We start from the raw sequence: 12,412 nt of genomic DNA, 5'->3' as shown, positions 1-12,412 counted from the left end.
GTTTGTTCCGAGCGACCACTGGATTAGACAAGAAAAAGGCCAGGATCCACAAGGATCCTGGCCTTTTACTTAGCTACTTGGTGGAGGACATACGGGTCGAACGTATCGAGGCCACCCCACTGGTGGATCCCCCCTGCGCTGACTCACGGATAAACCGCGAGGCGAACGAGATAACGAGACTACCTCCCATTTCCGAGGACATCAAATCACGCAGCTTGCACTGGACGTATAGCCTTGCATCATGAGTCACGCGCACCCGGAAAACTGGCCCGTACTGATTATTGCCGGCGCCTTGGACAGTGAGCTCCTCAAGGACGTCACGGCCCTGGCCGCCGCTGCCGGGGAATCGGACGGGAATCCCCCCTTCTCCGAGCAGACGTTGGTCATGCTGCGCGGCGCAGACGCCGGGGACCACTCTGTCCTGTCTTTGGTCCTATATGCCCCTGACGAAGACTCAGATCCTGCCACCGCTGATGACCTGGCGGGGGTCGCGGTGGTCGTCGAAAGTGATGACGGGAGCGGCGTGCTGGAGTTGGCCGTCCACCCCAGCTACCGCAATCAGGGCGTGGCAGGAAAGCTGCTGGGTGCCCTGCAGGGCAAGCGGGGCCTCAAGGGTTTAAGTGCGTGGTCGCACGGCAACCACGAAGCGGCCGCCGAGCTCGCCACGAGCTTTGGCTACGGTCCGGTGCGCGAATTGTGGAAGATGCGGCTGATGTCCTCAACCTCCGCACTGCCCGACGCCGGACTTCCGGACGGGATTTCGATCCGCACCTTCGTGCCGGGCCAGGATGAGCAGCCTTGGCTGGAAGCCAACAGGGCCGCTTTCTCCCACCACCCAGAGCAAGGTTCCATGACACTGGCGGACCTTGAGGCTCGCAAGGCTGAAGATTGGTTCGATCCCGAAGGTTTCCTGTTGGCCGTCAATGGTGAAGGCGAGCTGTTGGGATTCCACTGGACCAAGGTCCACCCCCGGCAGGGTCCGCACCCGGCCATCGGCGAGGTCTACGTGGTGGGGGTGACTCCTGCGGCGCAGGGTTTGGGTCTGGGCAAGGCCCTTACCGTTGCGGGCATCAAGCACCTCCAGGACCAAGGCCTGCATGCCGTGATGCTGTACGTGGACGCAGACAACGAGGCAGCAGTAGCTCTATATCAGAAACTCGGCTTTGTTCGTTGGGACACCGATGTGATGTATGGGCCTTTAACCAAAAATTAACCTGACGGGATCACTTGCCTGAAAGCAGGTGACATCTTGGATTCGAGCGCCGGAATTGCTTGTAATGTGGGAGGAAACCCCGTCCTGAGCTTAGGAGAACCCCATGCAGCCGGACCCCGTCGGCACCGCCGGATCCACTTCGAAGGGAGCAACACTGCCCCCGCGCTTCGGATCATCGGAAGTGCCGGCTTCGCGAGCCACTCAGGACCGCATCGATATTCCGGAATTCGCACCGAGCCTGGAGCCCGAAGGCGACATCTCCCCGGACCGCTTCCTGGACCGCGAACTCAGCTGGCTGGCCTTCAACTCCCGCGTGCTGGAGCTCGCTGAAGATCCTGACCTCTTCCTGCTGGAACGCGTCAGCTTCCTGTCCATTTTCGCGTCCAACCTGGACGAGTTCTTCATGGTTCGGGTGGCCGGCCTCAAGCGGCGCATCGCCACAGGTTTGGCCGTGCCCTCCCCTGCAGGGCTGAGCCCCATTGAAGTGCTGGAGCAAATCAGCGAAGAGGCCCATAGGCTGCAGGAACGCCACGCCAGGGTTTTCGCCGAGCAAATTCGCCCGGCACTGGCCTATGAGCACATCCACATCATGCACTGGCATGAGCTGGACGAAGATGCACGCCACCGGATCAGCGTTATGTTCCAGGAGAAGGTCTTCCCCATCCTGACTCCGCTGGCGGTGGACCCGGCGCACCCATTCCCGTACATCTCGGGCCTCTCCCTGAACCTTGCCGTGATCGTCAGCAATCCGATCAGCGACAAAGAGCTCTTCGCCCGTGTGAAGGTCCCGGACCAACTCCCCCGACTCATCTCAGTGGACGGCCCCCGTGCCGGTGCCATCCCGGGCCGCGTGGCCCGATTCATCGCCCTGGAAGAAGTCATCGCTGTCCACCTGGACAAGCTGTTCCCGGGCATGGAAGTCCTGGAGCACCACACCTTCCGCGTCACCCGCAACGAGGACCTGGAAGTAGAAGAAGACGACGCCGAGAACCTCCTGCAGGCCTTGGAGAAGGAACTGCTGCGCCGCCGCTTCGGCCCTCCGGTACGTCTGGAAGTAACCACGGACATCAACCCGAACATCAAAGCTCTGCTGATCCGGGAGCTTGGTGTTGAAGAGTCCGAGGTCTACTCCGTTCCCGCGCCGTTGGATCTCCGTGGACTGTCAGCCATCAGTGCCATTGATCGCGCGGATCTGCATTACCCCAAGCATGTCCCGCATACGTCCCGGTACCTCAACGAGTCCGAGACCTCGAAGGCCGCCAACGTGTTCGCCGCGATGCGCCGAAGGGATATTCTGCTCCACCACCCGTATGACTCGTTTTCCACCTCCGTCCAGGCTTTCCTGGAGCAGGCGGCCGCGGACCCCAAGGTGCAGGCCATTAAGCAAACCCTGTACCGGACCTCCGGTGACTCCCCCATCGTTGACGCCCTCATCGATGCTGCTGAGGCAGGCAAGCAGGTCCTGGCCCTCGTTGAAATCAAAGCCCGCTTTGATGAGCAGGCCAACATCTCCTGGGCGCGAAAGCTCGAGCAAGCGGGCGTTCACGTGGTGTATGGCATCGTGGGCCTGAAAACTCACTGCAAGTTGTCCTTGGTGGTGCGCCAGGAGGTGGACGGGTTGCGCCGCTACTGCCACATCGGCACCGGCAACTACCACCCGCGCACCGCCCGCTATTACGAAGACCTTGGCCTCCTGACAGCCAATGAGCAAGTGGGCGAGGATCTGTCCAAACTGTTCAACCAGCTCTCCGGCTACGCCCCGAAGTCCACGTTCAAGCGGTTGCTTGTAGCGCCGCGATCGGTGCGTGCGGGCTTGATGGACAGGATTGAAGGCGAAATCCGCAGGGCCCAGGCCGGCACTCCCGGACTGGTGCAGATCAAGGTCAACTCCATGGTGGATGAAGCCATCATTGATGCCCTTTACCGAGCCTCCCAGGCGGGTGTGAGGGTTGACGTCGTGGTGCGCGGTATTTGCTCCCTGCGGCCCGGCGTCCCGGGACTCAGCGAGAACATCAGGGTCCGTTCCGTCCTGGGTCGCTTCCTTGAACACTCACGCGTCTTTGCCTTTGGCAACGGTGGCGAGCCAGTGGTGTACATCGGTTCCGCTGACATGATGCACCGCAACCTGGATCGCCGCGTTGAGGCGCTGGTTCAGCTGGCCAGCAAGGAGGACACGGCAACGGTCATGGACTTGATGCGTCGCTACGTCGACGACGGGACAGCCAGTTGGCACTTGGACAGCAGCGGACACTGGACAAGGCATCACTTGGATGACGAGGGCAAGCCGTTGCTGGACATGCAGTCCTGGCTCCTGGCTTCCCGCTCGCGCCAACGTGCTGCGGCCCGGCGGTAAGGACCCAGTTGAACAGCGATACCCCCGTGGCGGATCAAACAGACCACCCCGGCGAGGCGGTGGCCGTTGTCGCCGCCGGCGCCATTCCTTGGCGCATCACCAAAGGTGCCCTCGAGGTCCTCCTGATCCATCGTCCCCGGTATGACGACTGGTCATGGCCCAAAGGAAAACTCGACGCCGGGGAAACAGTTCCCGAGTGTGCTGCCCGTGAGGTGTGGGAAGAGATAGGACTCCAGGCCCCGCTGGGCATACCTCTTCCGGCAATTCACTACCGCGTCAGTGCCGGCTTGAAGGTGGTCAGGTACTGGGCAGTGAAGGTCAACGGCGCCCAGCTTCGGCCCGATGGCAAAGAAGTGGACAGTGTCATGTGGTGCAGCCCGGACCGGGCTGCAAGCTTCCTGAGTAACCCATCAGATGTGGAGCCGCTGGAATACCTTCAGAAGGCCCACGTCCGCGGTGAACTAGACACATGGCCGCTGGTGCTGATCCGCCATGCCAAAGCGAAGCCGCGGTCCTCATGGACCAAAGCCGAGGGCGACCGTCCCTTGGCTGCCACAGGCCAGCGGCAAGCAGTTGCCGTCCAGCGCCTGCTGGAGGTGTGGAAACCACAACGTGTGGTCACCAGCCCCTGGGCGCGTTGCGTTGCCACCATCGCCCCCTATGCCAAGGCCAGCGGCGTCAAGGTGAAACTGGTGGAAGCACTCACCGAGCACACCCATCAGCGCTCCCCCAAGAAGACGGCTGCCGCTGTTGAGGCTTTGTTCGACAAGCAGCTGCCGATCGCTGTGTGCACGCATCGCCCGGCTCTGCCGACGGCGTTGAAGCAGTTGGGCCAGCACATGTCGCAGGCCCTACGTGCACTCCTTCCCACAACAGATCCTTATCTTTCTCCCGGCGAAGTCATTGTTTGCCAGGTAGCGCGGGGATCCGAGCGGAAAATTGTGTCTGTGGAGCAGGTCAAACCGTTCGACGACTGACCCGGCAAACGGCTTGACCCTCACTTCTTTGTGTCAGTAGATTGATACAAAAGATGTGGGGGTCTTGCCGTGGTTGTTCTGCCAACAATGTTTTTCCTGGGACCGGTAGTCGGTGCCATCATCGTGTACCTGTTCCTGAGGATGCAGGTCTGGTCCAAGCCTGATGCCCAGTCCGTGGCCTCCCATGGGCTTTGGGTGGGCATCATTGGTTGGATGGCAAGTTCCCTGCAGGGTGCCATGAGCGCCGGAATCATCAGGTCGAATCCCCTGGGATCAAGCGCTCCTGCAACTCCGGACCAGATCGCCAACGCACTTGCCTGGCCAATTGTCGCGTGCCTCACCGTCCATGCCCTCGGTCAGCTGAGTTACCCCGCACCGAAGGCACCACGCCGGTACGCAGAGCTGAAGGTCCGGAGGATCAGGGACTTCCTTCCCCGCAAACTCGCTTGGACCACGGCGGCCATCTTCGGCTACGCAGCTTTGGCCATCGCTTGGATCGCAACCTTGCCAGCGTACACAGCCGTGCCGCCTACGCCGCCGGGCCAGTCTCCACCTGAGGACAACGGCTACATGGGACAAGGGCAGGACGGACGGATTCCGGGCCTTGAACTTGCCCTTTGGCTTGGCGGGACCTTGCTGGTTCTGGCCGTGGGAACGTGGCTGGTGCTCCTCTTGATTGCGCGTCGACGCCAGTTGGAAACGCTCGACGGCGATGACAACCGAACTCTACGAACAATAGCCACCAACCGGCTGCTTCGGACCGTGGCGACCATCGCCGCCGGGCTCGCGAGTATCGCCGGGAACTTCGCATCACAACCGGCCCCCGGAGCCACGTGGCAGTCGTCCTGGTTCAACATACTGGGGCTGATCAACATGGCAGTTCTCGCGGCAATGTGGTGGTGGCGGGTGCCTGAACTTCCCTCGATCCTCAAAGCTCCTCAAGTCACGAGCGCAAAAACACTCCGCTCCGATCCTCTAACCCACGGAGCCGCCCGGCTCAGTATTTCCCTTGGAGCAGTGTTGGGCGTGATTGGCGGACTTGCACTAGTGGCGGGTGTCGTGGCGATTCTGATGGCCTCACGCCCCCTCGACCCTGGGGCCTTTCCCATCGTGATCGCCATCGCCGCCGCGGCCCTCTTGACAGCCATTGCGGCCGGCGAGGTGCTGATGGCGCGAAATTATGGCCAACCCGAAGCTCAGCTCCGTTGGCCTCGGCAGGCCGTTTCGCGAGGACTACTCTCCTTCGCAATCGGAAGCGCCGCGATATTTGCCGTGGCTGTGTCTTTCGCCGTGGCCGCGGAATCACAGACCCTCACCCCCAAGGCTTGGCCGGCGGCTCTTCTGCTCTCGGCGGTAGTAGCCGCGGCGGGTGCGGCTGCTATCCTCGCCGTGCGCCGCCGTCGTGGTATCCCGGAAAGTGAGGGCGATGCGGGCCTGGACGCCGCGCTCAGGGCCATCAGCCTGTATCGAATCGTGAGGATACTGGCCGCTTACTGCCTCGGACAGGCCGCAGCGCTGCTCATGATCACCGGCGATGCGTGGTACAGCGTATTTGCACCGGGCGACGGCGAATACCCGTTGGCACCCAGCCCGGCCATCACAGTGGGCATGGTCTTGGCGGCCATCGCAGTGATCGTGGCAGTGGTACCGGTTCGCAGCCTGCTCGGAACCATCCCACGTAGTGATCCTGCTCATCATGAAGAACGGGCGCAATGACCGCCGGAATCACAGTAGACCTCGCGGATCCCGTACCTCCCTTCGAACAAATCCGCAGGCAACTCAGCTCATTGATTGCCATCGGGGTCCTTGAACCCGGCAGTCGGCTGCCCACGGTCCGGAGTCTGGCGGCAGACCTTGGCATCGCGGCTGGCACGGTGGCACGCGCTTACAAAGAACTCGAGCAGCAGGGATTGATCGAGTCACGACGCCGGAACGGGACAATCGTCGTCGGGCCGCCTCAGGCACCGAACGGCACTATCCGGGCAGACGCCGCGGTGATTGCCGCCGTCGACGGCTTGATTCAGACGGCGCGCGACGCGGGCGTGAGTGATGAAACGCTCATTGATCTTCTCCGCGGGCGGCTGGCCAGTAAGCTTGACTCGTGAGCATCCCCACCCCTTATGAAGACCTTCTGCGCGATGTCATGGCTAACGGCACGCACAAGTCGGACCGCACCGGAACCGGAACGCGCAGCGTTTTTGGCCGTCAGCTGAGGTTCGATCTTGCCGAGAGCTTCCCGCTGATCACCACCAAGCGGGTTCACTTCAAATCCGTGGCGGTGGAGCTCCTGTGGTTCCTGCGCGGCGATTCGAACGTGAAGTGGATGCAGGACCAAGGCGTCTCCATCTGGGACGAATGGGCGGATGCCGACGGCGAGCTGGGCCCCGTTTATGGGGTGCAGTGGCGGAGCTGGCCCACTCCCGACGGCGGGCACATCGACCAGATCTCCGAGCTCATGACCAACCTGGCCTCCAACCCGGATTCCCGGCGGCACATCGTGTCCGCGTGGAACGTCTCCGAACTCAAAGACATGGCGCTGCCCCCATGCCACGCGTTCTTCCAGTTCTATGTGGCTGACGGCAAGTTGTCCTGCCAGCTGTACCAGCGCTCGGCGGACACGTTCCTGGGCGTCCCCTTCAACATTGCCTCGTACGCCCTGCTGACCCGCATGGTGGCCCAGCAGCTTGGGCTTGAGCCGGGCGAATTCGTCTGGACCGGCGGCGACGTCCATGTCTACGACAACCACGTGGACCAGGTTTCCGAGCAGCTCAGCCGTGAGCCGTACGAGTACCCACAGCTGAAGATCCTCCGCAAGCCGGACTCCATCTTTGACTACACGCTGGATGACTTTGAGGTTGTGAATTACCGCCACCACCCCACTATCAAGGCGCCGATCGCGGTATGAGCACATCATCTTCAGAGGTTCCGGCCCAACTCCCCGGTGTCATCTTCACCCAAGAGACCGCGGCCCGCATGACCGGCATCGGACTGGTGTGGGCCCAGACCAAGGACGGCGTGATCGGCAAGGACGGCACTATGCCGTGGCACCTGCCCGAGGACCTCAAACACTTCAGCCAGCTCACCACGGGACACCCCGTCATCATGGGCCGCAAGACCTGGCTGTCGTTCCCCGAAAAGTACCGCCCCCTGCCCGGCCGCACCAACATTGTGGTGACCCGTAACGCTGAGTGGGCTTCCACGCCTGAAGCCGAGGGCGCCGTCGTGGTTTCCTCCCTTGATGCCGCCCTGCTGGAATCGCAGTTCGCGCCCGGTGGCCAGAAGGTGTGGATCATTGGTGGCGGCGAAATCTTTGAACAGTCCATGGGTATCGCCAACCTCGCAGTGATCACCATCATTGATGCCGATCTAGAGGGCGATACCTTCGCTCCCGAACTCGGTGATGACTGGACCTTCGATGCCGTAGCCCCTTCCGACGGGTGGCTCACCTCCAAGAACGGCACCAACTACCGGTTCACCACGTGGCGCCGGAACGCAAACCAGGAAAGCCAAGAGAGCTAAGCATGCTGAAGAAACCCGAAACCCTGTTCGTGCTGGGCTACATGCTCCTGCCGCTTTTTGCCCTGATCTCCGCCATTGTGGGACTCACCATGATCCTGGGCGGGAACAAAATTGCCGGGATCATTGTGCTGATCGTTGTCACGCAGGTGTTTACCTTTGGTGCGTTCTTTGCCCTGCGCAAGCGTAAGGCAGTCCTGTTGCAGGAACACGACGCCGGCCACTAGCCCGGGCGGTCGGCTTGCGGGCCGCTGTGGCGGGTGCCGTCGTCGTGCAGTGCGTGCGTGACGTAACCAACAGCGGCACTGAGCCCCGAAAGTTTAGACTTGGGAAATGACTACAGCAGCTAATCCGTCCGTTGGACTGGTCGGTTGGCGTGGCATGGTCGGCTCCGTCCTGATGCAGCGCATGCAGGACGAGAACGACTTCGCCAACATCAACCCGGTATTTTTCTCCACCTCGAACGCAGGAGGTGCCGCCCCGACGTTCGCGCAGGGGGCTGGCAAGCTCGAGGATGCGTTCGATATTGAGACCCTGGCCAAGCTGCCGATTATTGTCACCGCTCAGGGTGGCGACTACACCAAGCAGGTCCACGGCGAGCTCCGCAACCGCGGCTGGGATGGCCTGTGGATCGACGCTGCGTCCACCCTGCGCATGAACGATGACTCGATCATCGTGCTGGACCCCATCAACCGCGACGTCATCGACGCCGGCCTGTCCGGTGGCGTGAAGGACTTCATCGGCGGCAACTGTACGGTTTCCTGCATGCTGATGGGCCTCGGCGGCCTGTTCAAGAACAATCTGGTGGAGTGGGGCACCTCCATGACGTACCAGGCGGCTTCAGGCGGCGGTGCCCGGCACATGCGTGAACTCCTCAACCAGTTCGGCACCCTCAACAACGAGGTCAGCAGCGAGCTGGACGATCCCGCGTCTGCCATTCTCGAAATCGATCACAAGGTCCTCGCCGCCCAGCGCACCGGCGTTGACGCCACCCAGTTCGGCGTTCCGCTGGCCGGATCCCTCATTCCGTGGATCGATGCCGACCTCGGCAACGGCCAGTCCAAGGAAGAGTGGAAAGCCGGAGTAGAGACCAACAAAATTCTCGGCACCGGCAACGGCACCGCCGGCAAGGACCACATCGCCATGGACGGCTTGTGCATCCGCATCGGCGCCATGCGTTCACACTCCCAGGCCCTCACGCTCAAGCTGCGCGAAGACCTGTCCGTGACGGAAATCGAGAATCTCCTGGCCAAGGACAACGAGTGGGCCAAGGTTGTTCCCAACACCAAGGAAGCCTCCATGGCTGACCTGACCCCTGTGGCAGCGTCCGGCACCTTGGACATCCCGGTGGGCCGTATCCGCAAGCTCGAAATGGGCCCGGAATACATCAGCGCCTTCACCGTGGGAGACCAGCTCCTCTGGGGTGCAGCCGAGCCGCTCCGCCGCATGCTCAACATTGTGACGGGCAAGCTCTAGCCTGCCCGGCTTAGCACGTCCCTAACCCGCTGTTCCGTTGCTGCCCGGCAACGGAACAGCGGGTTTTCGACGTATTAGGGCTCAGCAGGCCAAGGGGGCTCACCCTGCCATGAACTTCAGGTAGGCACGGCCCTGGGCGTGGAAGGAACGCTCAGCGGCTGTACCCAGTACCCCCGCAAACGGTTCCGGCGTGACACCTATGGTCTTGCCATTCACGGTCCTGGCCCACGTACCCACCACTTCTCCGCCGGACACCATGATCCGTTTGAAAACTCCGTTCTTGCCCGGCACCACCAACTCCGCGTGTTCAGGAGCCAGCACCAGGCTCCGGTCCTGGTAGCCGAGCAGGAACTCGTCGAACCCCGGGAGCGCCAGCAACGAGCGCGAGCCGGGGACGCCGTCGTCGAGCATTGCCGCAGTCTCCGGTGAGAGCCAATAGCTACTGCCCCCAAACTCAAGTTCAACCAGGCGGTCCTGCACCTCGTAGAGGGCGGCCCGGGCCTCGGTGAGCGGAATTTGGCTCCACCAGGCAAAATCCTTGATGGTGGCAGGGCCGTGGCTCCTTACATAGCGGAGCAGGAGCTCAGCAATCCCCTCTGCACGTCCCAGCTCCCGCGAGTCCGGAATCCACTCCTCGAAGGGCACAAACAGCTGCTGCACGCCCACTTTGCCGTTGGTTCCGGCCATGGGTCCTTGCACCAGCCACGCGAGCTGGCAGAGACTGCCCAACAGATGAATGCCTCGCTGGGCCTTGGTGATCTGACCGGCATCCTCGAAAGCCTGGAACAGCTGCTCGCGGCTTGCTCCCTGGGCACCACCGGCCTTGAGAACCTCCGCGGTTTTGAAAGCGATGTCCCTGCAGTGGCTGATGTCATGGGACGTGATGTTGAGTTCACGGTGTCGGCCCGCCAACGAGTTCATCAGCCGGTCACTCGTGATTTTCAGAATCCAGCGGAGATCTTCCGGTGCCAGTAAATGCAGCGTGCCGCGCATAGGCCATGAACGGACCACCGTCCCGGCGTCGAGGGCAGCCCGAACGTCTGACGCCGTCGTTCCAGGTACCCGCTGCCCCACCGCCCACAGTGCTGAGCCCAGGTCCTGCGCCTGCATGCACGTCATCCACCGGACCGCCTCCGGGACCGTTGGAAAGCCACCGCCCAACAGGCCTTGACTGACAAGCCGCAACCGGCCCATGACGCGCGGAGTGGGGTTGGTTCTCTCGGCAGGCATGCTTCATCCTAAGAGGACCATCCAGCACAGGGAACCTTGCCGTGCCTCCCAGCCGTCACCCAGCAGCGGATCCTAGGATGGATTCATGCTTTTTGGTGATCTTGCTCCGTTCGTGCGGCCGATGAGCCGGTGGTTGGCTACCGCCGGCTGGTTCTGCACGCTCGCCGGGCTCGCCGCCGGACTGATAGTGGCGGTAGGGACCGGTGTGAGTCTCTCCCCCGCGATGCAGGCAATCCAGACAGTGAGTTTGGTAGCAACTGCAGCTGCTGCGGTTCTCATTGGGACCGCTGCCGCCACCCAGCCAGTTGCCGACCGGGACGACGACGCCCCCGAGCCCTGGTTCTACCCGGCCGCCGCGGCGCAGGTCCGCAGTTTCCTTCTCGGAGCGATCGTCCTTCTCCTGGGCTTGGTCGGCTTCGCCACGGCCGGGCTGTTCATGCCCAGCGGACCCTCACCGCAAAGTATCGCGTTCAGCCAGATCTTCCTGCTGGGAGCGGTCAGCTGCGGACTGACGTTCCTGCTGCTCAACAAGGTGCTTCCGATCGCGGAACGGCGCACGCGCTGAGTTTTAGCTAGAGGCTAACGCCGATCAGCAAGGGCTCCGGGTGCAGTTCAATACCAAAACGCTCGACGACGCCGGAACGCACCTCACGCGCGATGGCCACCATGTCCGCGGCCGTGGCTGAGCCCCTGTTGGTGATGGCAAGAGTGTGTTTGGTGGAAAGGGAGGCCCGTCCGCCGGAGACACTGGAATCCTCCAGTCCGAAGCCCTTGCCGAATCCTGCCTGATCAATCAACCAGGCAGCGGAAAGCTTCACCAGTCCGTCATCCCCTGCCGGGTATTTGGGCGCGTTGTCCGGCAAAGTCGAGGCAAGATCCGCAGGCACAATCGGGTTGGTGAAAAATGAGCCCGTGGAATAGGTGTCGCGGTCTGCTGCGTCCAAGACCATTCCCTTGGACGCGCGGAGCCGGAGGACTTCCCGGCGGACATCGTTTGAGTAGGCGCGTTTCCCTGCCTCCACACCCAGCACGCGGGCCAGCTCGGCGTAACGGATTGGCGCACTCATCCGCCCCAACGGCAATTGGAACTCCACGGTCAGCACAACGTAGCGGGGCGAGCCCTCAACGGTGGTCTGTTTCAAGATGGAGTCGCGGTACCCGAACTTGAGCTCCGAGTTGGTGAACGTCTGCACTGCGTTGCGCTCACGGTCCCACGTCCGAACGGCCGCAATGGTTTGTGAAACGTCCGCTCCATAGGCTCCAACGTTCTGCACAGGAGTGGCACCAGTGGCACCTGGAATCCCGGACAACGCCTCCAAGCCGGACCATGCGTGCAGGACGGAGTATTCCACCAGCGCGTCCCAGTTATGGCCCGCCTGAACCACCACAGACACTCCGCCACAGCTGTCCTCGGAGTTCACGGTGAAGCCCTCGGAGGCGATCTTCAGGACAGTTCCGGGGTAGCCGTCGTCGGAGACCAGCAGATTGGAGCCACCGCCAATGATCAGGATTTTGTCACCTGCAGCGTCGGCCGACCGGACGGCGTCGATGATCTCCGCCTCGGTGCGGGCCTCAACGTAGTTGCCCGCGGGGCCGCCAACGGCAGCAGTGGTCAGTTCAGAAAGCAGCGTTTGGGTCACCAATCAA

General features: G+C 62.3%; 12 protein-coding genes. 10 read left to right on the top strand and 2 right to left on the bottom strand.

Translation table 11 applies throughout. The annotated features are described in order from the left end of the window. The first annotated feature begins 241 nt into the window (after window positions 1-241). From mshD to asd, 9 genes are all read left to right on the top strand, one after another. Window positions 242-1,213: a mycothiol synthase gene (gene mshD, locus MOD31_RS06110; RefSeq protein ID WP_223940652.1), complete on the top strand. Its 972-nt coding sequence runs from the start codon at window positions 242-244 to the stop codon at window positions 1,211-1,213. Between the two features lie 103 nt (window positions 1,214-1,316). Further along, entirely contained in the window at window positions 1,317-3,566 is a 2,250-nt protein-coding gene (locus tag MOD31_RS06105) for an RNA degradosome polyphosphate kinase (RefSeq protein ID WP_223940653.1), read from the top strand. An 8-nt stretch (window positions 3,567-3,574) separates the two neighbouring features. After that, window positions 3,575-4,543 carry an NUDIX hydrolase gene (locus MOD31_RS06100; RefSeq protein ID WP_223940654.1) on the top strand — a complete coding sequence of 323 codons (969 nt, stop codon included), beginning with the start codon at window positions 3,575-3,577 and terminating at the stop codon, window positions 4,541-4,543. A gap of 87 nt (window positions 4,544-4,630) precedes the next feature. Beyond that, window positions 4,631-6,259, top strand: coding sequence for a hypothetical protein (locus tag MOD31_RS06095; RefSeq protein ID WP_250820120.1), 1,629 nt, complete (start codon window positions 4,631-4,633; stop codon window positions 6,257-6,259). Beyond that, the gene (locus MOD31_RS06090; RefSeq protein WP_142938333.1) at window positions 6,256-6,648 is read left to right on the top strand and encodes a GntR family transcriptional regulator; all 393 of its coding nucleotides are present in this window, start codon (window positions 6,256-6,258) and stop codon (window positions 6,646-6,648) included. The genes MOD31_RS06095 and MOD31_RS06090 overlap by 4 nt, the downstream gene beginning before the upstream one ends. Next, complete coding sequence (locus MOD31_RS06085) at window positions 6,645-7,448, top strand: thymidylate synthase (protein WP_250820119.1); 804 nt, start codon at window positions 6,645-6,647, stop codon at window positions 7,446-7,448. The genes MOD31_RS06090 and MOD31_RS06085 overlap by 4 nt, the downstream gene beginning before the upstream one ends. Next, on the top strand, window positions 7,445-8,062 hold the full coding sequence (locus tag MOD31_RS06080; RefSeq protein ID WP_250820118.1) for a dihydrofolate reductase: 618 nt from the start codon (window positions 7,445-7,447) through the stop codon (window positions 8,060-8,062). Before MOD31_RS06085 ends, MOD31_RS06080 begins: the two co-directional genes overlap by 4 nt. A 2-nt stretch (window positions 8,063-8,064) precedes the next feature. Continuing rightward, on the top strand, window positions 8,065-8,286 hold the full coding sequence (locus tag MOD31_RS06075; RefSeq protein WP_142938330.1) for an NF038396 family protein: 222 nt from the start codon (window positions 8,065-8,067) through the stop codon (window positions 8,284-8,286). Window positions 8,287-8,392: 106 nt separating this feature from the next. Further along, window positions 8,393-9,535, top strand: a complete 1,143-nt coding sequence (gene asd, locus MOD31_RS06070) for an aspartate-semialdehyde dehydrogenase (RefSeq protein WP_142938329.1) — start codon at window positions 8,393-8,395, stop codon at window positions 9,533-9,535. A 99-nt stretch (window positions 9,536-9,634) separates the two neighbouring features. Here the strand turns inward: asd and MOD31_RS06065 are convergent, their stop codons facing one another. After that, a complete protein-coding gene (locus MOD31_RS06065) occupies window positions 9,635-10,765 on the bottom strand; it encodes a winged helix DNA-binding domain-containing protein (protein ID WP_250820117.1) in 1,131 nt (376 codons plus the stop codon). A gap of 85 nt (window positions 10,766-10,850) precedes the next feature. Between MOD31_RS06065 and MOD31_RS06060 the strand changes: the two genes are divergently transcribed. Beyond that, on the top strand, window positions 10,851-11,330 hold the full coding sequence (locus MOD31_RS06060) for a hypothetical protein (RefSeq protein WP_062073243.1): 480 nt from the start codon (window positions 10,851-10,853) through the stop codon (window positions 11,328-11,330). A 7-nt stretch (window positions 11,331-11,337) separates the two neighbouring features. Here MOD31_RS06060 and MOD31_RS06055 read toward each other — a convergent pair whose 3' ends face one another. Further along, entirely contained in the window at window positions 11,338-12,405 is a 1,068-nt protein-coding gene (locus tag MOD31_RS06055; RefSeq protein WP_142938327.1) for a UDP-N-acetylmuramate dehydrogenase, read from the bottom strand. Between the last annotated feature and the right edge of the window lie 7 nt (window positions 12,406-12,412).

This window comes from Paenarthrobacter sp. TYUT067, assembly GCF_023656375.1.
Lineage (GTDB): Bacteria > Actinomycetota > Actinomycetes > Actinomycetales > Micrococcaceae > Arthrobacter.
The sequence above is the reverse complement of the archived record's forward strand: the minus strand, read 5'-3'. Positions and strand labels throughout refer to the sequence as shown.

Bases quoted from the DNA above. Each gene is read 5' to 3' on its own strand.
- MOD31_RS06075 (WP_142938330.1), top strand. From the start codon at position 8,065: ATGCTGAAGAAACCCGAAACCCTGTTCGTGCTGGGCTACATGCTCCTG.
- mshD (WP_223940652.1), top strand. From the start codon at position 242: ATGAGTCACGCGCACCCGGAAAACTGGCCCGTACTGATTATTGCCGGC.
- MOD31_RS06105 (WP_223940653.1), top strand. From the start codon at position 1,317: ATGCAGCCGGACCCCGTCGGCACCGCCGGATCCACTTCGAAGGGAGCA.
- MOD31_RS06065 (WP_250820117.1), bottom strand. From the start codon at position 10,765: ATGCCTGCCGAGAGAACCAACCCCACTCCGCGCGTCATGGGCCGGTTG.
- asd (WP_142938329.1), top strand. From the start codon at position 8,393: ATGACTACAGCAGCTAATCCGTCCGTTGGACTGGTCGGTTGGCGTGGC.
- MOD31_RS06095 (WP_250820120.1), top strand. From the start codon at position 4,631: ATGTTTTTCCTGGGACCGGTAGTCGGTGCCATCATCGTGTACCTGTTC.
- MOD31_RS06080 (WP_250820118.1), top strand. From the start codon at position 7,445: ATGAGCACATCATCTTCAGAGGTTCCGGCCCAACTCCCCGGTGTCATC.
- MOD31_RS06090 (WP_142938333.1), top strand. From the start codon at position 6,256: ATGACCGCCGGAATCACAGTAGACCTCGCGGATCCCGTACCTCCCTTC.
- MOD31_RS06060 (WP_062073243.1), top strand. From the start codon at position 10,851: ATGCTTTTTGGTGATCTTGCTCCGTTCGTGCGGCCGATGAGCCGGTGG.